This window comes from Bacillus sp. ABP14 (assembly GCF_001831375.1).
Taxonomy (GTDB): Bacteria; Bacillota; Bacilli; order Bacillales; family Bacillaceae_G; genus Bacillus_A; species Bacillus_A paranthracis.
Genome location: NZ_CP017016.1, coordinates 2,061,825 through 2,081,315, shown reverse-complemented (window position 1 = coordinate 2,081,315; position 19,491 = coordinate 2,061,825). Strand labels below are relative to the sequence as shown.

The 19,491-nt window shown below is 34.3% G+C and carries 18 protein-coding genes and 1 pseudogene; 5 read left to right on the top strand and 14 right to left on the bottom strand.

The features are described 5' to 3' along the window. Window positions 1-145 precede the first annotated feature (145 nt). Window positions 146-607 carry an Hsp20/alpha crystallin family protein gene (locus BGI23_RS10855; protein ID WP_001288094.1) on the top strand — a complete coding sequence of 154 codons (462 nt, stop codon included), beginning with the start codon at window positions 146-148 and terminating at the stop codon, window positions 605-607. Window positions 608-645: 38 nt separating this feature from the next. On the opposite strand, the gene BGI23_RS10850 is transcribed toward BGI23_RS10855, so the two are convergent. Next, window positions 646-1,233, bottom strand: coding sequence for an SCO family protein (locus BGI23_RS10850; RefSeq protein WP_000833353.1), 588 nt, complete (start codon window positions 1,231-1,233; stop codon window positions 646-648). 334 nt (window positions 1,234-1,567) lie between these two features. Between BGI23_RS10850 and BGI23_RS10845 the strand changes: the two genes are divergently transcribed. Next, on the top strand, window positions 1,568-2,542 hold the full coding sequence (locus tag BGI23_RS10845; RefSeq protein ID WP_001129617.1) for an MBL fold metallo-hydrolase: 975 nt from the start codon (window positions 1,568-1,570) through the stop codon (window positions 2,540-2,542). A gap of 237 nt (window positions 2,543-2,779) precedes the next feature. Here the strand turns inward: BGI23_RS10845 and tnpB are convergent, their stop codons facing one another. From tnpB to BGI23_RS10820, 5 genes are all read right to left on the bottom strand, one after another. Beyond that, window positions 2,780-3,907, bottom strand: a complete 1,128-nt coding sequence (gene tnpB, locus BGI23_RS10840; RefSeq protein ID WP_070805917.1) for an IS200/IS605 family element RNA-guided endonuclease TnpB — start codon at window positions 3,905-3,907, stop codon at window positions 2,780-2,782. A 527-nt stretch (window positions 3,908-4,434) separates the two neighbouring features. After that, entirely contained in the window at window positions 4,435-5,277 is an 843-nt protein-coding gene (locus tag BGI23_RS10835; RefSeq protein ID WP_041184214.1) for a DegV family protein, read from the bottom strand. Window positions 5,278-5,429: 152 nt separating this feature from the next. Then, on the bottom strand, window positions 5,430-5,681 hold the full coding sequence (locus BGI23_RS10830; RefSeq protein WP_000629015.1) for a DUF2535 family protein: 252 nt from the start codon (window positions 5,679-5,681) through the stop codon (window positions 5,430-5,432). A gap of 341 nt (window positions 5,682-6,022) precedes the next feature. Next, entirely contained in the window at window positions 6,023-6,766 is a 744-nt protein-coding gene (gene tatC, locus BGI23_RS10825) for a twin-arginine translocase subunit TatC (protein ID WP_000390139.1), read from the bottom strand. A gap of 42 nt (window positions 6,767-6,808) precedes the next feature. Then, entirely contained in the window at window positions 6,809-6,994 is a 186-nt protein-coding gene (locus tag BGI23_RS10820) for a twin-arginine translocase TatA/TatE family subunit (protein ID WP_000492443.1), read from the bottom strand. Between the two features lie 360 nt (window positions 6,995-7,354). On the opposite strand from BGI23_RS10820, the gene trhA reads away from it, so the two are divergent. Then, window positions 7,355-8,011 carry a PAQR family membrane homeostasis protein TrhA gene (gene trhA / locus BGI23_RS10815; RefSeq protein WP_000136894.1) on the top strand — a complete coding sequence of 219 codons (657 nt, stop codon included), beginning with the start codon at window positions 7,355-7,357 and terminating at the stop codon, window positions 8,009-8,011. A gap of 41 nt (window positions 8,012-8,052) precedes the next feature. On the opposite strand, the gene BGI23_RS10810 is transcribed toward trhA, so the two are convergent. The 6 genes from BGI23_RS10810 to BGI23_RS10785 form a co-directional block, all read right to left on the bottom strand. Further along, window positions 8,053-8,772 (bottom strand): lysophospholipid acyltransferase family protein, encoded by a 720-nt coding sequence (locus BGI23_RS10810; protein ID WP_001991933.1) that lies wholly within the window; start codon window positions 8,770-8,772, stop codon window positions 8,053-8,055. 111 nt (window positions 8,773-8,883) lie between these two features. Further along, window positions 8,884-9,519, bottom strand: a complete 636-nt coding sequence (locus BGI23_RS10805) for an FMN-dependent NADH-azoreductase (protein WP_000170021.1) — start codon at window positions 9,517-9,519, stop codon at window positions 8,884-8,886. Between the two features lie 242 nt (window positions 9,520-9,761). Next, window positions 9,762-11,747 (bottom strand): penicillin-binding protein 3, encoded by a 1,986-nt coding sequence (gene pbpC / locus BGI23_RS10800; RefSeq protein ID WP_070805916.1) that lies wholly within the window; start codon window positions 11,745-11,747, stop codon window positions 9,762-9,764. 154 nt (window positions 11,748-11,901) lie between these two features. Next, the gene (locus BGI23_RS10795) at window positions 11,902-12,390 is read right to left on the bottom strand and encodes a dihydrofolate reductase (protein ID WP_000637219.1); all 489 of its coding nucleotides are present in this window, start codon (window positions 12,388-12,390) and stop codon (window positions 11,902-11,904) included. 19 nt (window positions 12,391-12,409) lie between these two features. Continuing rightward, on the bottom strand, window positions 12,410-13,366 hold the full coding sequence (locus BGI23_RS10790) for a thymidylate synthase (protein WP_044792536.1): 957 nt from the start codon (window positions 13,364-13,366) through the stop codon (window positions 12,410-12,412). Between the two features lie 106 nt (window positions 13,367-13,472). Further along, window positions 13,473-16,055 (bottom strand): alpha-L-rhamnosidase, encoded by a 2,583-nt coding sequence (locus tag BGI23_RS10785; RefSeq protein ID WP_070805915.1) that lies wholly within the window; start codon window positions 16,053-16,055, stop codon window positions 13,473-13,475. 184 nt (window positions 16,056-16,239) lie between these two features. Here BGI23_RS10785 and BGI23_RS10780 point away from each other — a divergent pair, with 184 nt between their 5' ends. Continuing rightward, a complete protein-coding gene (locus BGI23_RS10780; protein WP_070805914.1) occupies window positions 16,240-17,697 on the top strand; it encodes a serine hydrolase in 1,458 nt (485 codons plus the stop codon). 122 nt (window positions 17,698-17,819) lie between these two features. Then, window positions 17,820-18,137: pseudogene (locus BGI23_RS10775) on the top strand (S41 family peptidase); the annotation flags it as partial. Window positions 18,138-18,162: 25 nt separating this feature from the next. On the opposite strand, the gene BGI23_RS10770 reads toward BGI23_RS10775, so the two are convergent. Together BGI23_RS10770 and BGI23_RS10765 are read right to left on the bottom strand one after the other, a co-directional pair. After that, on the bottom strand, window positions 18,163-19,092 hold the full coding sequence (locus BGI23_RS10770; protein WP_000848234.1) for an aminoglycoside phosphotransferase family protein: 930 nt from the start codon (window positions 19,090-19,092) through the stop codon (window positions 18,163-18,165). Window positions 19,093-19,104: 12 nt separating this feature from the next. Next, window positions 19,105-19,491: a VOC family protein gene (locus tag BGI23_RS10765; RefSeq protein WP_001094656.1), complete on the bottom strand. Its 387-nt coding sequence runs from the start codon at window positions 19,489-19,491 to the stop codon at window positions 19,105-19,107.

Here is a 19,491-nt window from a genome sequence, read left to right as displayed (position 1 = left end):
AACTGAATATGGCGACCAAAAACTATAAAAAAATCACTCCATTTCACATTTTTAACAATTTTTTATGAAAACATGAAAATTAGGCAATCACCTTTCTCCGCTTTTGTCATATGATATTGCAAATTGATTTCTAGGAGGGAATACCATGAGTGAAGAAAAAAAAGAATCTTCTCGCCCACCGGTTCGCAATTATTTAAAGCAAATTGATGATTTCTTCGAGCAAACACCACTTCGCAATGTAATTGCTGATTTAAATCATTTTTTCCAAAAAGGAAATCGTTTATTAACATTCCCTGTAGATTTATATGAAGTTGGTGAAGAACTCGTTGTTACAGCTGAACTACCAGGTATACAAAAAGAACAAATTCAAATTGAAATACAAAATGAATACTTAAAAGTCTCTGTAAAAGAAGAGATACTGGAAGAAGAAGAGCAAACATCCCATAACTATTATCGCCGAGAACGTTCTATTTCAGAAGCATCCAGATTAATTAAATTACCGTACTCCATTAATAAAAAAGCAGCAAAAGCTTCGTATCAAAATGGCGTGTTAGAAATTCGGGCTCCAAAACTTCCACAGCAACATGACATTTTATCCATAGATTAATGTAAAAAAGAAGGGTGCTTTAATCTGCACCCTTCTTTTTATTCTGCTAATCGCTTCATATCACGTATAATGTCCTCATACGGCGTATTACTAATGCCACTGTACTTTTTCATTACTTTTCCGTTTTGATCAATTAAATAAAATGACGTACCATGTATTACTTGACCATTTTCAGGTTTATCTACAAGTGATTGGAAATTATCTTTTGAAAACTTTGTAATATCTTCTAACGAATAACCTGTTAACAGGTTCCAGTTACTTGTATCTTCTGTAAACTTTTGAATGAAAGCTTTCAAGTTTTCTGGCTTATCAAGGTCAGGATCTACGCTAAATGATACAAACTGAACATCTAATTTCTCTTCCTTTGCCATTTTCTGTAATTTCGCCATATTAGCAGTCATTGGCGGACAAACTGTTTGACAGTTTGTGAACATAAAATCTGCAACCCAAACTTTCCCTTTTAAATCTTTTGTACCAAATGGCTTTCCATCTTGATTTGTAAATTGGAAAGTTTCTAAATCCCAATTCAATGGTTTACGAAGCTTTGAACCTGATCCACTACATCCAGCAAGTACAAAGAGACAAAATACAACCATAAGACCAATTACTTTTTGATAACGCTTCATTTATAAACCTCTTTTCTCTATCCTAAATTTAAATAGGTTATGTTTATCATAACAAAAGTTAACACTACGAGAAAATTGTTTACTACATTTGTTCACGAAATCGTACGAATTTACGTATGTTACTTCTTTATTTCAAGCGAATTACTAGACAAAATAATTTTTTTACTATTATTTCTCTAAATAATCGTCGCAAAACTAATTTTATTGTTATTTTTGTAAATGCACCTTCCTGTTTTTTTACAATTATTTAAACATTCATCCATGTTATACACTGTATTCCTTAACAACATTTCGGTACAATACAATTACAACGATTTTAAATGAGGTGATGTTCATGGCAAAGCGCTATGAAAATATGGATAATGTGAGTACAAAAAAATCAATTCGCTCTTTTATACGCTGGCGTAAAGAACGAAAGCAAAACAAAAAAGATTTTTCTTTCTTAGTAGAACAATCACCCGTTAAACAAAGTGCATTTTTGCAAAGTAATATTGAAAAAACGACTGTCACATGGATTGGGCATTCTACTTTTCTTATCCAAACGAATGGACTTAATATATTAACGGATCCAGTATGGGCCAATAAATTGAAGCTAGTCTCAAGACTTACAGAACCTGGACTTTCTATACAAGAACTACCTAAAATTGATATTGTCCTCATTTCACATGGTCATTATGATCATTTAGATTTTTCAACACTTCGCCAACTTAATGATGACGTATTATACTTAGTACCCATTGGGCTAAAAAAATTATTTGCTCGTAAAAAATTCAACAATGTAGAAGAGTATAAATGGTGGGAAAGTACGACTATTGATGATGTTTCCTTTCACTTCGTACCTGCTCAGCACTGGACGAGAAGATCATTATTTGATATGAACACATCTCACTGGGGTGGATGGATTATTAAAAATGACAATGTGGAGGAAACCATTTATTTTTGTGGAGACAGTGGCTATTTCCAAGGTTTCAAAGAAATTGGCAAACGCTTTTCAATTGATGTTGCCCTTATGCCAATTGGAGCTTATGAACCAGAATGGTTTATGAAAATATCTCACGTTTCACCTGAAGAAGCAGTGCAAGCTTATTTAGATTTAAATGCTACACACTTTATACCAATGCATTACGGAGCTTTTGCACTCGCCGATGAAACACCTCGCGAGGCAATAACAAGGCTTCGAAATAATTGGAATTTGCGTATGTTACCATGGGAACAACTGCATGTACTCTTTTTAGGTCAAACTTTCATTTATAATAGCGTAACAAATGATAAACAAGTAAATGAAAAAAGCGAAACGTTACATGTATAACATAACTACTTATTTTCTATATTCAACATATACTATAGAAAATCATAAAGTGAAACTTTAATCAGTAGGTGTTTTTTTATGAATGAATATTTACAGACTCGCTATATTATTAGCGGTAGCGCATGTATAGCCCTTCTTATTTCTTACTTTCTATTCACTTGAACTACCCCCCACTTAACACTCTAACGAGCTGTTTGAAGTGGGGGATTCCTACGAACACTAAGGTATCCCTCAGTTTTATGAGTAGGCAACCCCCGTAATCCCTACGGTTAGCAGCCTTATGGCCTCTTTTCTCAGATTTTCCGCTGCATTCACATCTCTATCATGATACATACCACAAGAAGGACACTTCCATTCACGCAGGTTTAGGCTTTTCACATCTTTATTTTTGTAGTCGCAATGCGAACAGGTTTGGGAACTAGCGAATGTTTTTGACACCACAATCACTTTTTTCCCATACCAGCTTGCCTTATACAACAACATCGCTTTGAATTGTGCCCATGATACTTCTTGAATCGCTTTCGCTAGTTTGTGATTCTGTAACATATTCGATACTTGCAAATCTTCTATCCCAATCACATCGTGGTTTTTGATGATCCTTGTAGAGAGTTTTTGCAAGTAATCCGTTCTTGCATTTTTGATTCGTTCATGAATACGAGCGACTTTCATTCGCTGTTTATTCCAATTCGCTCCGCCTTTTGTACGTCTAGATAGAATACGCTGGGCATGAGCGAGTTTCTTTTCTAATACCCGAGACCATTTTGGATTACCGAATACCTCACCCGTTGAAAGAATAGCAAAGTTTTTCACCCCAACATCTATACCAACAGTGGAATCGGTCTTTGGCAATTCTTGTACTTCTGCTTCAGCAAGAATCGAGACAAAATATTTTCCACTTGGATTCCTTCTGACAGTAGCACTCAAAATTCGTCCTTCTATCTCACGACTTTTGACAAATTTGACAAGACCAAGTTTCGGTAACTTCAATTTATTATCTATAATCGCAATGTTTCCATTTGTATGTTTCGTTGTATAGGATTGGACTTTATTGTTTTTCGATTTAAACCGAGGTGCTTTGTTTTGTTTTTTGAAGAATCTTGCATACGAGTCAGCGAGGTTGTGAAGAGAAGATTGAAGAGCGATACTGTCCACTTCTTTTAGCCATACAAATTCTTTTTTGAGAATAGGTAATTGCGAAGAACAAGTGCCATAGGATAACCCTTTTCCTGTTTCTTTATACCTATCATTCCACTTTTCCAAAAAGTAGTTAAATACAAATCGTGAACAACCAATTGTTTTCGTAATAGCTATTTTTTGTTCTAAACTAGGATAGATCCGAAACTGATACGCTTTATGGATAAGCACCGCTTTTCACCTCACTTCCTTTTTTATTTGTTTACAATCTTTTTCATGATATGCGTGGGAACGATATCATGATATAACCAAATAATACTAATCACGTATTATTTCTTCTTTTTTGTCGAAAGTCCTCTGTCCCTTTCAAAAAAATACAAATGAAACAATTTCGTAGATGTAAAAATTCCTCTGAGCTATAACATTTTCTTTCTATAGGAACGAACTGATTACGATATCGGTACCTTATACTGATTCTTCACCAAGAAGAACCTTTAGGCTGTTGCCTAACCGTCATTCAGCTCCCACCTACTCATTGGAACACGTCCTACCCATTCCTTGAGGTGGGAGTTTTCTGTCGGGAAATGATGAAGTGAAGCTTTAATCAGTGAGGGCTTGGCTTCATCCCCCACTGATTATTAGCCCACATCAATCGGACATCTCCTGCGTAACTTCTTTTCTTTATGTAGGGAGTCCTACTGTCCGCAAATAGCAGCATAAAAAAGCTACTTGAAAATTCATTTCAAGTAGCTTTTTTATTATTCTGCTAAATACATAAATCCGATTGCACCCGGACCTGTATGAGTACTAATAATAGGCGTTGTAAAGAAAATTTCTGATTTAGCAAATCCACTTACTTTTTCAACAGCCGCTTTTACATTTTCAGCTAAAGGAATTGCTTTCGCATGCGGAATTGCCACAGCTTTTACAACTTTTCCAGCTGTATCTTCCTCAAATAACTTAGCTAACGTTTTTACAATTTGACCTTGGCTACGCACTTTCGTTACAGGGTTATAAACACCCTCTTCAAGGCTAGCAATTGGCTTTATATTAAGTAGCGAACCGATAAACGCTTTTCCTTTACCGATACGCCCACCCTTCACTAAGTTTTCTAATGTATCTACTACTACATATAATCGAGTATTCTTCCTTACTTCATCTACACGTTTTAAAATTTCTTCTAGTGAGCGTCCTTCATTTGCCATTTTCGCAGCTTCAACTACTTGATATGCTAAAGCATGTGTAATAAATTGCGAATCAACAACTGTTACTTTTGTGTCGGTCATTGATGCAGCACTATTTGCAGTTGCCACAGTACCACTCATTCCACTTGTCATATGAATGGAAAGTACTTCACTTCCATCTTCCCCTAACTTGTCATACATTTCTACAAATGTACCCATTGCTGGTTGTGATGTTTTTGGTAGTTCCTCTGATTTAATCATTTCTTCAATAAATTCATCTGGTTGTAGATCAACGCGATCTAAATATGTTTGTCCATTTACAGAGATTGATAATGGTAGAACATGGATGTCATACTTCTCAATTACCTCTTGTGATAAATCTGCCGTTGAATCTGTTACAATTTTAATTTTTTGCATATTATATTCTTCCCTTTCCAATACGCTCTCCTTGTTATTATACTAGTATTCCCATTGCTTTCAACAATTTGAAACGAAATTTCATTAAATTAATTATATTTTTATATCTAAAATGAAAAAGACAGAGCTCTTAACCCTGTCCCCACTCTATATCATGCATTTTTTTCAAGAGTATTTGTTTTATATACATTTAAATAATCATTCCACTTCAAACAATTTTGTAAATATTCACGGAAAGAATACGAAAATCTTGGGTGCTTTTGTTTTTGAATTTTTGCAATAAATAATTGAAGACGAGACTGTATTAGAAACGATAATGGATGCTGCGCTTGTAGGACAGGGATTTCAAATATTTTAATACACTCCCCTGTTGAATGAGTGAAATAAAAACTTTTCGTAATCACAATATCAATCCTCTTTTTCATTGGATTTTTGAACTTCTTCTACTTTACGCTGTAACACGTTGTTTAAAGTGGCGACTCCCATTAATACAAAAGTATCCTTAGACAATCTCTGTAGTCCTTATGGTTAGAAGATTTATACTCTATTCATCTTCACCTAATCCATCCCCACCCTAAATTCCTAATAAGATAAGGACTCGTTATCCGTATATTGCTTAATATATTCAGTATAAACTTATAAAAGCGCAAAGTTTGTCTAAATTTTGGAGATTCTATAATTTTTTTCTTCTCTATATTGTATACGTTTATAACTAGAGTATAACAAATAAATAAAAAAAGTGCCTTTATAACGAGGCACTTTTCGACTGAATTTCTTCTTCTCTTTTCTTTTTTCGCTTACTAACAATCTTTGATAAAGCGATACTAATTTCATAAATACAAATAAGCGGTACCGCAACTAAACTATGTGATAAAAAATCTGGCGGTGATATACACGATGCAATGATAATCAATGCTACGTAAGCATACCTTCTTATTTTTATTAGAAATTCCGCCGTCAATAGTCCAATACTCGTTAAAAACATTACTACTACTGGCAATTCAAAAATTACAGCAAATGGAACTGTTAAATTAAGAACAAAATGAAAATACTTTTCTGTCGTAAACATCGTATTAAACATTTCATTACCTATCGTAGTTAAAAAATGAAATAAAAACGGCATTACAACGAAATATCCAAAGCATAAACCTGCAATAAATAATATAGACAATACCGGTATATACATTAACGTCATCTTTTGTTCATTTGGATGTAAACCCGGTTTTACAAATAACCAAATTTGTATAGCAGCAAAAGGAATTGTACAAACGATAGCAAATACTGTAGCAATCGAGAAAAAAATCCACAATACATCACTTGGACCGAGAACAGTTAATTTCATTGGTAAGTCTTTTACAAGCCAAAAATAAATATCCTTCGTAAAAGTAAACCCAACAATTAAAAATAGTACAAAGGATAACACGGTATATATTACTCGTTTGCGAAGCTCAACTATATGTTCTACTACACTCATTTCCCGATCTTCCATCTCGTTCACCACACTTTATTTATCCATTTCGAAGAAAATTCATTACATTTTTTCTTTCTTTTCCTTCTCTTGAAATGCATCATCAGTCAATTCTTTCGTTGATTTTTTAAATTCTTTTAACGTTTCCCCTAAAGCCTTTCCGATTTCCGGCAATTTTTTCGGCCCAAATAAAATAAGTACAGCTACTAAAATTAAAATTAATCCTGGAAAGCCAATATTTGAAAACATTTCTCCATCCCCTTTATTAGTAGATTCCTTGTCCTACTATTGCATAATTTTATTTTGTCAAAAAAGTTTGAAAACGTCAACAAAACCATTACCTTTTGTCAAAAAAATTCAAAAATATAATCAATTATACAAATTTCATTTTCTATTGCTCTTGTGTATGATATGGTAAGGGAAAAGACATATTATTTTATCCCGCTTTAACGGGTAGTAAGAACCATCACCTTAAAATTCAGTGCAAGCAAAGAAGTTACGTGGGGGTGGGCTGCCCGTAAAAGCCCGATTGATTCAACTAATAATCAGTGGGGGGATGCCCCCCACTGATTAAAGTTTCACTTTATAATAGTAGAAAGGATTACCATTATGACTGAAAAAATGACACGAATGACACAATTTGTGAAAGAAGAAATTGCAAATGCAATTACACATGGTATCGGTGCCATTTTAAGCATCCCTGCCTTAATCATATTGATTATTCATGCCTCTAAACATGGTACCGCATCTGCTGTTGTTGCATTCACGGTTTACGGTGTAAGCATGTTCTTACTGTACTTGTTTTCGACATTGTTACATAGCATTCACCATCCAAAAGTAGAAAAATTATTTACTATACTAGATCACTCAGCCATTTATTTATTAATCGCTGGCACATATACTCCTTTTTTACTTATTACGCTTCGTGGACCATTAGGTTGGACGTTACTCGCAATTATATGGACACTAGCAATCGGGGGTATCATCTTCAAAATTTTCTTTGTACGTCGCTTTATTAAGGCATCGACGCTATGTTATATCATAATGGGATGGCTCATAATCGTTGCTATTAAACCACTTTATGAAAATCTAACTGGACATGGTTTTTCACTACTTTTAGCAGGTGGTATTTTATATTCTGTAGGAGCTATATTCTTCCTTTGGGAAAAGTTACCGTTCAATCATGCCATTTGGCATCTTTTCGTATTAGGTGGTAGCGCGATGATGTTCTTCTGCGTACTCTTTTACGTCTTACCTACGGCATAATAAAAAAGGTTTCAGCTTTATGTAAGCTGAAACCTTTTTTATTACTTATGTAATTGTGATGCGATAACATCCTGTGTATGCTTCGTTAACTCTTTAATATCCATATTCGCATACTCTTCAGGTGTAATCGGCTTAGAAATTGTTACTGTTGCACGAGCTCGCTTCATACGATTTCCATTTGCTTCAAACATTTTATATGTCCCATCTAATGTTACAGGTAAGATTGCTACACCAGATTTTACAGCAAGATGAAAACTCCCAGCCTTAAACTCTCCAATTTCGCCACCCTTACTTCTCGTTCCTTCAGGGAAAATTACGATAGAATGTCCATTCTTCAATAGTTCAATCCCATCTTTAATCGCTTGAAGTGACTGGCGACGATCGCTACGATCCATAAATACACAATTCATAAGTTCCATCCAAGTTGGTACAACTGGGAACTTTTTAATCTCTGCCTTTGAAACGAAGCCAATTGGTTTATTTAAATAACCTAGTAAAACAGGGATATCCATATTACTCTGGTGATTACTTACAACTAGTACCGGCTTATCTTTCGGAACATTTTCAAGTCCTTTAACTTCTACTGTTCCTCCAGCTACACGTACCATTTTCTTACCAAACCAATTTGTCGTTTTGTACACAGCATTATCTTTTTCTTGTGGCGACATCGTATTTACTTGTCTTTTAAGACGCCACATTCTCGGTGTAATCGCAATTACGATTAAAATTAAATAAAAGATTTTAAAAAACGTTTGAATCATACAGAACCCCCACCTATTATCATTCCGACCTTCATTATACTAGACAAACGAAGGAAAAAGAAGAAAAAATGTCCAAACAACAAGTGTTTGGACATTTTTAAGTATGATATATTAGAAACGTTTTGCTAATTCACGAGCATTAGCAATTGCTGCTTCTTTAATTTCTTGTGCTTTTTCAGGGTTTGCATTCATACCTTCAACTGCAATATATTCAGTATCATTTACACCGACAAATCCTAATACAGTTTTTAAGTGATTGCGTCCGAAGTCTACAGCTGCGTATGCTCCTTCAGAATATACGCCACCTGTTGCTTGAATGTGAAGTGCTTTTTTACCTTCTAACAAGCCAACTGGACCATTTTCAGTATATTTGAATGTTTTACCTGCGATTGCTACGTTGTCTAAGTATGCTTTTACTACTGGTGGGTAGCTAAAGTTCCACATTGGAGTTACAAATACATAACGATCTGCATTCATAAATGTTTCTAAGTTTGTGTTCATTGCTGCAACTTTTTGTTGTTGAGCTTCAGTTAAAGCTTCAAATCCTTCACCTGCTGCAAATTTACCCCAAGCAGCGAATACATCTGCATCGATTGCTGGTACTGTAGTATTGAATAAATCAATTGTTACAACTTCATCTTGTGGATGTTCGTTTTTATAAGCTTCGATGAATGCTTCCCCTACTGCCATTCCGAAAGAACCTTCTGCTGAATTTGGATTTGCTGTAATAAATAGTACTTTTGTCATTGTATTCTCTCCCTTTTCTACATTTTATCTTTAATTTGAGATTTATAATTTTAAAGTAAATAACTTACCTTATGTAAGTATAATACAAAAAGTTTCATTCGGTGTCAATAAAAAATAGCTACTTTTTTTTCGTAAGTTAATGATTTATTTTGTTTCCTTAAAATTCAGTATATAGATATTAAGAATTCTTTCATAGAAAAAGGTTAGCTCTACAAATTATAGAGCTAACCTTTTATTACATATTATTTTTGAAATACATGTTTTACTTTTTCAGCTGGAATATTACTTCCGCCTCTACCTTTTACATCTTCAATCATCATAGTAATAACCATATCTGGTGAATTTAAATCAAATGCAGCGAACCAGCCTAGTTCTTTTCCTTCAGCCTCTTTTGATACTTTTAATTCCGCTGTACCTGTTTTTCCAGCAAGAGTCATGCCATCAATTTTAGCAATTTTCCCAGTACCATCTGGATCATTAATTACTTTCGTCATAGCAGTTTTTAATATATCCTGATTACCTTTTGAAATGACATTCTCTTTCCAAACTTTTGGCTGCTTATCTGTTTTAATAATGTATGGAGAAGGTATGTTTCCATCATTAACAATTGGTGCGTACGTTAATGCTAGATGGAGTGGTGTCATTAATACTTGGCCTTGTCCATAACCTGTGTCTGCCATTTGAATATCATTTTTAATACTATCATTTGCGATTTTAGAAGCTGGGAATCCATATTCAATTGGTAATTTCTCATCGAATCCAAATTTTTTCGCTTCACTCATAAATTTGTCTTTTCCGATTTTCAAAGCTTCTTGTGCGAAATAAATATTATCCGAGTATTTCATCGCCTTATCAAAATCAATCGGATTTGCATCTTTTACACGAGTTACATAATAATTACCCCAAGAAGAATCTTTTGTCCATTTTAATCCTTCAATTTTTAACTCTTCTTTTGGATCAATTGTTTTCGTTTCAAGACCGATTGCAGCTGTAATCGGCTTAAATACAGATCCTGGAACTGATAATTGTGTAAATCGATTCGTCATCGGTTTTTTCGGATCATTATTTACCGCATCACGTTGCGCTTTTGACGCCCCTCTTGTAAGGGTATTTGGGTTATAAGCTGGTGTGCTCACAAGTGCAAGTGTTTCTCCAGTCTTTGGATTAATTGCTGCACTTGATCCTACCTCATTTTTCATTTCATTATAAATTTCGCTTTGAACTGCACTGTCAATCGTTAAAGTTACATTTTCTCCATCAACAGCATCTGTTTTTGCTAAATTTTTAATTTCTTTTCCTTGTGCATCTTCTATGAAGACACGACCGCCTTTTTTACCGCGTAACTTTTCTTCCAGTACTTGCTCTAAACCAGCTTTACCTACTGGATCATCTGCTTGATAGCCTTTCTTTTGTAGCGTTTTTAAATCTTCAGCATTCACTTTTCCAATATAGCCAGTAAGATGTGCTGCTTCTTCTCCTAATGGATATGAACGAACATTGACTGGCTTTGTTGCAACACCTGGTAAATCTATGTACGTATTTTGAGTTGCTCCTTCAGGCAATATTCCCATTGGTACAAGGTAATTTGGTTTTACCCATTTCGCTGCTAGTTTTTGATCAATTTCTTCGACAGACATATTTAGCAACTTTGCTACCGTTTCTTTCGTTTGCGGAGCTGTATCCCCTAATTTTTCAGGAATCAATCCGATTTCAGAAGCTTTACCATTTACCGCAAGATATTTACCGTTACGGTCATATATTTCTCCGCGCTTCGGCTGCGTCGTTTGCATACGCACTTTACTATCTTTCGTCATACCTGGGAATATAAAATCAGGAGTCCAATCTACTTTCCAAGATTCTTTATCTCCATCTTTTTCTTTCACCATTTTTGCTTCATGACCAAAAGTGATTTTACCGCCAACTGTATCCATACTTACTTTAAAAGGAACAGGGCCTTCATCTTTTTTATCTTCTTTTACTTCCCCTGTTTCTACTTTTAAATCTTTCACTTCAATGCCAGAATAAATTTTTTCATATTTCTCAGTGAATTCTTTCTTTGAAATATCTTTTTTTGCCTTTTCTGATAATTGGTCATACATTTCTGCAAATTTTTGTTTATTCCATGCTTTTGCATATGTATCAAATGCTTCTTGTGGTTTTTCTTCTTTACCACATCCAACTAACATGAATGTTAAGCAAAGAAAAAGAATCCCCCATATTTTTCTCAATCGATTCTCCTCCTCTTTCTATCTTAATACTCTTGAAAATTTTAGCATTTTTACATGCTACCATTCATTATAGCACTATCGAATCTCATCTATAAACCTATATTAATGGATACAAATAAAAAGATTGATGCGAATATTCACATCAATCTTTTTATTATTGTTGCTTTTCATATACATGATAATAGTACGTATACGGATTTTTTTCATCCGTTAAACCTTTTTCAACAAAAATTTCTTTCCAATTTGTCATATCCATTTCTGGAAAGAATGTATCTCCTTCAAATGCATGATGGATTTTTGTTATATATAACTTATCTACATAAGGTAAAAAGAGATCATAAATTTGCGCTCCGCCAAAAATAAAAATCTCTTCTTCATTTTTGCATAGCTCAAACACTTCTTCTACAGAATGTGCTACTTCACAGCCTTCAACATGATACCCTTCATTACGAGTTACAATAATATTACGTCTTCCAGGCAGTGGTCTACCAATCGCTTCATAGTTTTTTCTTCCCATAATAAGCGAATGACCCATCGTTGTTTTCTTTACATATTGTAATTCACTCGGTAAACGCCAAGGCAAATTATTATCTCTACCAATTACTCGATTTTCGTCCATTGCGACCATAAATGAAACTATCATCTTTTCATCTCCTCTACAATTACACTGCAACCGGTGCTTTAATTGCTGGGTGTGGATCATATCCTTCAATCGTTAAGTCTTCCATTTCAAAATCAAACACAGATTTCACATCTGGATTTAATGTAAGTTTCGGGAATGGACGTGGTTCACGTGCCAATTGCTTTTCTACTTGCTCAAAATGATTCGTATAAATGTGTGCATCTCCAATTGTATGAACAAATTCTCCCACTTCAAGTCCGCATTCATGTGCAATTAAATGTGTCAGCAGTGAGTAACTTGCAATGTTAAATGGAATTCCAAGGAATATGTCACCACTTCTTTGATATAGCTGACAAGAAAGTTTGCCATCTGCTACATAAAATTGGAATAACGTATGACAAGGCGGTAATGCCATACTTGGTACATCTTCAGGATTCCAAGCAGAAACAATTAGGCGACGCGAATCTGGTGTTTTTTTAATCATTTCAATTACATCTTTTAATTGGTCAAGCGTCTCACCAGCTGTCGTTTTCCATGCACGCCACTGCTTACCGTATACGTCTCCTAAATAACCATATTTATTTGAGAAATCATCATCCTCTAAAACGTTCTTTTTAAACAATTCCATTTGCTCATCGTACTGAATCTTAAATTCCTCATCTTGTTGTGAGCGAAGACCGAAATCAGTCATGTCAGGACCCGTATACTCGTCACTTTCTACCCAACTCTTAAATGCCCATTCATTCCAAATGTTATTATTATGCTGCAATAAATAACGAATATTTGTATCACCTTTCATAAACCAAAGCAATTCACTTGCTACAAGGCGAAACGGCACTCTCTTTGTCGTTAATAAAGGAAAACCTTTACTTAAATCAAAACGCATTTGATATCCAAATACAGATACAGTGCCTGTCCCTGTACGGTCTTCTTTCTTCGTACCATGCTCCATTACATGGCGGCATAAATTTAAGTATTCATTTTCAGCATGTTTCATATGTAGAAAAACCTTCTTTCAATCTTATATGGAATTTATCATACCATGAAAAACAGTAAATTTAATCATCATAATCAATAAAAAATATTTCTATATTAACAGAATTCTACTGCTTTATATTTTTACAAAATGTAAATTTATAATCACCTGACCCTAAATCTCTTTCAATATTATGCTCTGCTTTCCAATTCATTTCGTCTATCCGTAATGTAGCACTCGTATTAGGTGGTACATATACATGTAAAGATGCTCGTTCCATTTCTAAACGCCACTCAATCTTAATTTCTCCATAAGCTGTTTCACGTTTCACTTTAATCCATTCTAAATTTGAATCAAAATGTGGTTGTACATAAAAATGTTTATATGCAGGTTTGGCTTCATCCACTTCTAATCCAACAATATAACGGTATATCCACTCAACGATAGAGCCATATGCATAATGATTGTAAGAATTCATACTATCATTCCAAAGTGTCCCATCCTCTTTCACGCCATCCCAATGTTCCCAAATCGTTGTGGCACCTTGTTTCACTTGGTATAACCATGATGGATAATCTTCATGAAATAGAAGCTTACAAGCAAGGTCATGACGGTTAAACTTGCTTAATATTAAATTTAAATAAGGTGTCCCTATAAAACCAGTTGTTAAATGATTTTTACTTTCTTTTAGAAGCTCAATTAACCGATTAAATACTTTCTCCTTCACATTATCTTTCACTAGTTCAAAAAGAAGTACTAATATGTGGGCTGTTTGTGTATTTGAAATTAACCTCCCATTCGGTGTAACGAATTCATTTTGAAACGCTTGAACAATATTTCTATGTAAATCTGCATAATACTTAGCATCTGTATTTTTACCTAAAATTTCAGCAATTCTTCGTAAAATCGATGTAGAATATGCATAAAAAGCCGTCGCAATAAAGTGCTTGTCTGTTCCGCCTTCAAATACATCTGGTTTTGTATCTAATGCAAGCCAATCCCCTAAATGGTAACCTGTATCCCATAAATACTCATTCTCACCTTGTGAACGTATGTAATCTATATATTTTTTCATGCTTTCATATTGTTCTTTTAAAATCGATACATCTCCGTAATGCAAATAGTGAACCCATGGACAAATAATAGCTGCATCGCCCCAACCACCAGAAGTATCCAGTTCAAAATCTGCTCTTTTCCCAAACGCATCTGGAATAACTAACGGCACAGCTCCATTCACATTTTGATCTAATGATAAATCTTGGAGCCATTTTTTAAAGAACAATTGCACATTCATAATTTGTGTAGCTGTCCCAATGAACATTTGTGCATCTCCTGTCCATCCAAGTCGATCATCTCGCTGCGGACAATCTGTTGGCACATCAAAAAAGTTCCCTCTTTGAGACCATTCCACATTATGATGAAGTTGATTGATTAATGGATTGGACGTTTCAAATTCTGACGCTTTTTCCATGTCAGTATGTAATACAATCCCTTCAAAATCTGCTATTTGAGGGGGCTGAGTTAATCCACTTACCTTCACATACCTAAAGCCTTGATATGTAAAATGAGGTTCAAACGTTTCCTCCTCTTCTCCTTTTGCTATATACACTATTTTTTGTTTTGCCTTGCGGAGATTCCCAGTATAAAAGCTACCGTCTTTATTCAATATTTCAGCATGATGCAATTCAATCTTTTGTCCAATATAAACATGATGGACTGTAAAACGCATCCATCCTACCATATTTTGTCCCATATCAATAAGCCATTCATGATTTGATAGTTTTGAAATAGCAATTGGTTTTATTATTTTCATTTTGCGAATCGCTTTATTTTCTTGTGCAACAATTATTTGTTTGGAATACTCAATTATTTCAACATCTTCTAGCACTTGCCCACTTTCCTCAAGCCTAGCATCGTATACTTCACCTTCATAAATTTCTGAGTACAAAATTGGGCTTGAAGTTACCTTCCATGTTTCATCCGTAACAATTTTTTCTTTCGTTCCATCTTCATATGTTATATGTATTTGAGCAATTACCGCACGTCTTTCCCCATAATAATTACGTACATGATGCATAGTAATCGGCCCTTTATACCAGCCGTTACCAACCAAAGTAGAAATATCATTATGCCCAATATTTAATACAGGGGTTATATCATATGTTTGATACAATACCCTTTTATCATAACTTGTCCATCCAGGTGTAAAATAACAATCTCCAATACGTTCACCATTTATAGAAGACTCGTATAACCCTAAACTTGTGATATATAAACGTGCTTTTTTAACTAATTTTTTAATAGAAAAGCTTTTATGAAAAGACATAACTTGCGTGCGCTCTTTTTTCGCAGCAATCCAATTCCCGCTCCAGTTATCTTGCCCTTGTATTCCAGTCTCCCAAAATGCTACTTCTGACCAGGGTGATTCTTCTCCGTAATTATCCCATACCTTTACGCGGTAAAAATAACGCGTTTCTGCTCTGTATGAAAATGAATTGATTGGAATATGTAAGCTTTGATCTGTTTCTACTTTTTGGGAATCAAACATTAATATTTCAAAATCTCTATCCTTCGCAACCTGCAATTGATAAGCAAGTTGTTTTACATTTTGGTTACTCGATTCAAGCTGCCAACTCATTTTTACAACTTTTGAATCTATACCTATCGGATTATTTTTATTATCACAGAGCAATTTCTTTATTGTTAGCACACTTCTTCACCTTCTTTTCTAAATATTAATTTAAATTAATTATAATAAAAATAAAATTCTAAATAAATAATAATTTTATTCATCCTTACAAAATTATTAACTTTCCATAATTAAAAAGGTTTTCATTTTCTATTACCGAAAGTATAGTGCGGTAGAACAAAATTTATATTTGGAGGTTTGAAGTATGTCTAAAATTGAAACGCCTGTTATGACTTCTTTACAAACAACGGTTGAAAAAATGATGAAGGATTTAAACGTGCCTGGAGCTGCTGTAGCTATTATAAAAGACGGTGAAATGATTATTTCAGAAGGTTTCGGCTATCGTAATTTAGAGACAAAAGCCCCTGTTACACCGCGTACTTTGTTTGCAATCGGTTCCTCAACGAAAGCTTTTGGCACACTTTCATTAAGCTTATTAGCGCAGCAAAAAAAGTTTAATTGGGATGCTCCTGTCCAGTCTTATATACAAAACTTCTCTTTATCTGAACTACTTGCTAGCTCACAAGTTACCGGACGAGATTTAGCTTCTCATCGAACTGGCGTAAGCCGCCATGAGGCTCTTTGGTATAGCTCTTCCTTATCTCGAAAAGATCTCGTTGAAAAAATAAAGCATTTACCACTTGATGCACCGTTTCGGACTTCATTTCTATATAACAACTTAATGTATGCGACAATTAGCGATATTGTAGAAAACATCACAAATCAAACGTGGGAGCAATACGCTACAGAACATATTTTAGAACCTTTAAATATGAGACATACAAACTTCTCTGTTACCGATTCACAAACGACAGAAGACTATGCTTTACCTTACATTGAAAATGATGGTGAAATAAAAGAAGTTCCATTCCGCAACATCGATACAGTCGGTGCTGCTGGATGTATTAATTCTACAATTGAAGATATGGCAAATTGGGTACTTCTTCACTTAAACAATGGAAAATTTGGAGATCACGAATTAATCTCCTCTGAATTATTACAACAAATGTATACACCACACAATTCAATTCCAGATCAACCAGTTTTATCACTTCCTGAATCTCCATTAAATAGTTACGGCCTTGGTTGGTTTATAAGCGCTTATCGTGGTAATAAGGTGATTCATCATGGTGGTAATATTGATGGATTTTCAGCGCTTGTTTCTTTCATACCAACAGAAAACATCGGCCTTGTCATTTTAACGAATGCTGGAGGCACATTACTGCCTACTTATCTAGCTAATCAAATTTATGACGAACTACTTGAATTAGAATCCATTGATTGGCATAAACGTGCTGTAGAAGATACGGAAAAAATGAAGGAAATGATGAAAGAAGCAACTGAATCCATTCCAGAACAAATTAAAGGGACTACACCTTCTCACAAATTAGAGGATTATACTGGTACTTTCGAACATCCTGCATACGGAACATTACAAGTATACAAGCGTGATGATTCATTATTTGTGCAATTCATGGAAATGGACATTCAATTAACACATCATCATTACGACATCTTCTCTGCAAAAGTTGACTTATTCCAAATGAAAATGAGTTTATTATTCGCTTATGAAATGAGTGTGAGTGGTGAATTTCCATCCCTTCAGTTACATGTGCCAGCTACACTTAGTACTCAGCCACTTGTATTTAAGAAAACAAAATAAATATTTTAATAGAGGGACGATAACTCTTCCCTCTATTCCCCTTTTCTCTATGCAAAAAGGATAATACATAAAGGATACCGAATTCTATTATTTATCTAATTAAATTATCTGGAGGAAAAGCTATGTACACAGAAATTTTTAAAGAAGTTGTTTCAATTACTCATCACGATTATTCAGGCTGTATAGATAAGAAAGGATGGGACGATCCCACTACTTATTTACATTCAATCGAGAAACTAGAGAAACAAGGAGAACTAACACCAGTACGCTTTACTGAAATTGTAAATGACTACTTACTAGACTATAAAGACAATCATATGTTTTTCAAAATTAGCACTAGCGATCAACCTCTTAACAACGTGGGCTTCCAAGTGAAAAGATACGAAGATCGCTTATATATTACATCTACTTCAAAACGAAGAATGGTAAAAAATAATAGGTAGGTGTGAATCACACCTACCTTTTCTATTTCATATCAATCTTTTCTGGTTGAAACCAAATTGGCTTTAATAACTCAAAGTTTTTATGATCTTCTAAAACGATAGTAAGGCGTTCTAACGTATCATCTAACATATGCGGTGCTGCTCGTAATGACCAGACAACTGATGAGAAAACTGTCATACCTACGTACACCGCATATAATTTCCAAAACTCCTTTGGTATTATACCATTAAAGTATCCTTCTATTTGTCCGATTGAATACGGAATACTAATGTCTCTTGCAAATAGTGCAATTTTTACGAAATCATGAAGTGGATCGCCCCAATCATAACCATTAAAATCAACAACACCTACATATTTCCCATCCCTTACAATTATATTTTCTAAATGAAAATCATCGTGTTGAAATCGATTTGGGCGATTCTTTAAGTATATTTCATTTTCATCGATAAACTTAATGATTTTATCATCATTTTTTATTTTTATTCCGCACGTTTTATATGCCTCTACATATTTTTGATGTTTTTTCATTGCTCTTTCATACCATGGAAGAATATCCTCAGGAGCTTCATATGTATGCATTTTTGCTAAATCTTTCCCTGCCTCTATACCAATCTCATATTGTTCTTTTGGCGTATATGTAGGCAACAACTTTTTCGCATCTTCCCCCTCTATATATGAGAAAATACTATATACACCTTCTTCTTCCAATATACCTATTTCAATCGGCCTTTGCGCCTTTACGTTACGTTTTACCATTTCATTTAAAATTTGAAACTCTATTTTCCTTCTTTCATACTCTTGTACATCGCCAATCCGTACCATATATTTTTCATTATTAATTGTCGTAACTATATATTTCCTATCAGGTGAGAAACCTTTAGAAATTTCTTCAATATTCGCTGCATCTTTTACTATTTGTATATTGTTTTGCCATGTTGCAATTGTTTTCATGTATATTCCTCCTTACATTTCTACATTTGGTGTGTAAGCCACTTCTATAATAAACCCATTCGGATCATAAAAATCAATCGTATAGTACCCTTCCGAATAATGATTCATTTCCATCGGACCACGTATTATCTTTATTTTCGTGCTAGAAAGAAATTCTGCTACCTCATCAACTACTTTTCTATTAATAGCTTGGTAACAAATATGTCTTGGTCCTAAAGTTCTTACGATTTCTTCATCTACTTCTTTAAAATATATTTCACTTTCTCCTGTGCTATATGCTACTTCATTTAACTTTCTCCAGCCAATTATAGAAAATAACATATCATAAAAAGAAATGGACTCCTCTAAATTCGCTACCCAAAATTCAATATGATGAATACCTGCTCGAAGTGTATTCAT

Bases quoted from the DNA above. Each gene is read 5' to 3' on its own strand.
- BGI23_RS10845 (WP_001129617.1), top strand. From the start codon at position 1,568: ATGGCAAAGCGCTATGAAAATATGGATAATGTGAGTACAAAAAAATCA.
- BGI23_RS10835 (WP_041184214.1), bottom strand. From the start codon at position 5,277: ATGCAAAAAATTAAAATTGTAACAGATTCAACGGCAGATTTATCACAA.
- BGI23_RS10790 (WP_044792536.1), bottom strand. From the start codon at position 13,366: ATGAAACATGCTGAAAATGAATACTTAAATTTATGCCGCCATGTAATG.
- BGI23_RS10795 (WP_000637219.1), bottom strand. From the start codon at position 12,390: ATGATAGTTTCATTTATGGTCGCAATGGACGAAAATCGAGTAATTGGT.
- BGI23_RS10765 (WP_001094656.1), bottom strand. From the start codon at position 19,491: ATGAATACACTTCGAGCAGGTATTCATCATATTGAATTTTGGGTAGCG.
- BGI23_RS10770 (WP_000848234.1), bottom strand. From the start codon at position 19,092: ATGAAAACAATTGCAACATGGCAAAACAATATACAAATAGTAAAAGAT.
- BGI23_RS10855 (WP_001288094.1), top strand. From the start codon at position 146: ATGAGTGAAGAAAAAAAAGAATCTTCTCGCCCACCGGTTCGCAATTAT.
- BGI23_RS10850 (WP_000833353.1), bottom strand. From the start codon at position 1,233: ATGAAGCGTTATCAAAAAGTAATTGGTCTTATGGTTGTATTTTGTCTC.
- BGI23_RS10820 (WP_000492443.1), bottom strand. From the start codon at position 6,994: ATGTTTTCAAATATTGGCTTTCCAGGATTAATTTTAATTTTAGTAGCT.
- tatC (WP_000390139.1), bottom strand. From the start codon at position 6,766: ATGGAAGATCGGGAAATGAGTGTAGTAGAACATATAGTTGAGCTTCGC.
- BGI23_RS10810 (WP_001991933.1), bottom strand. From the start codon at position 8,772: ATGATTCAAACGTTTTTTAAAATCTTTTATTTAATTTTAATCGTAATT.
- trhA (WP_000136894.1), top strand. From the start codon at position 7,355: ATGACTGAAAAAATGACACGAATGACACAATTTGTGAAAGAAGAAATT.
- BGI23_RS10780 (WP_070805914.1), top strand. From the start codon at position 16,240: ATGTCTAAAATTGAAACGCCTGTTATGACTTCTTTACAAACAACGGTT.
- BGI23_RS10805 (WP_000170021.1), bottom strand. From the start codon at position 9,519: ATGACAAAAGTACTATTTATTACAGCAAATCCAAATTCAGCAGAAGGT.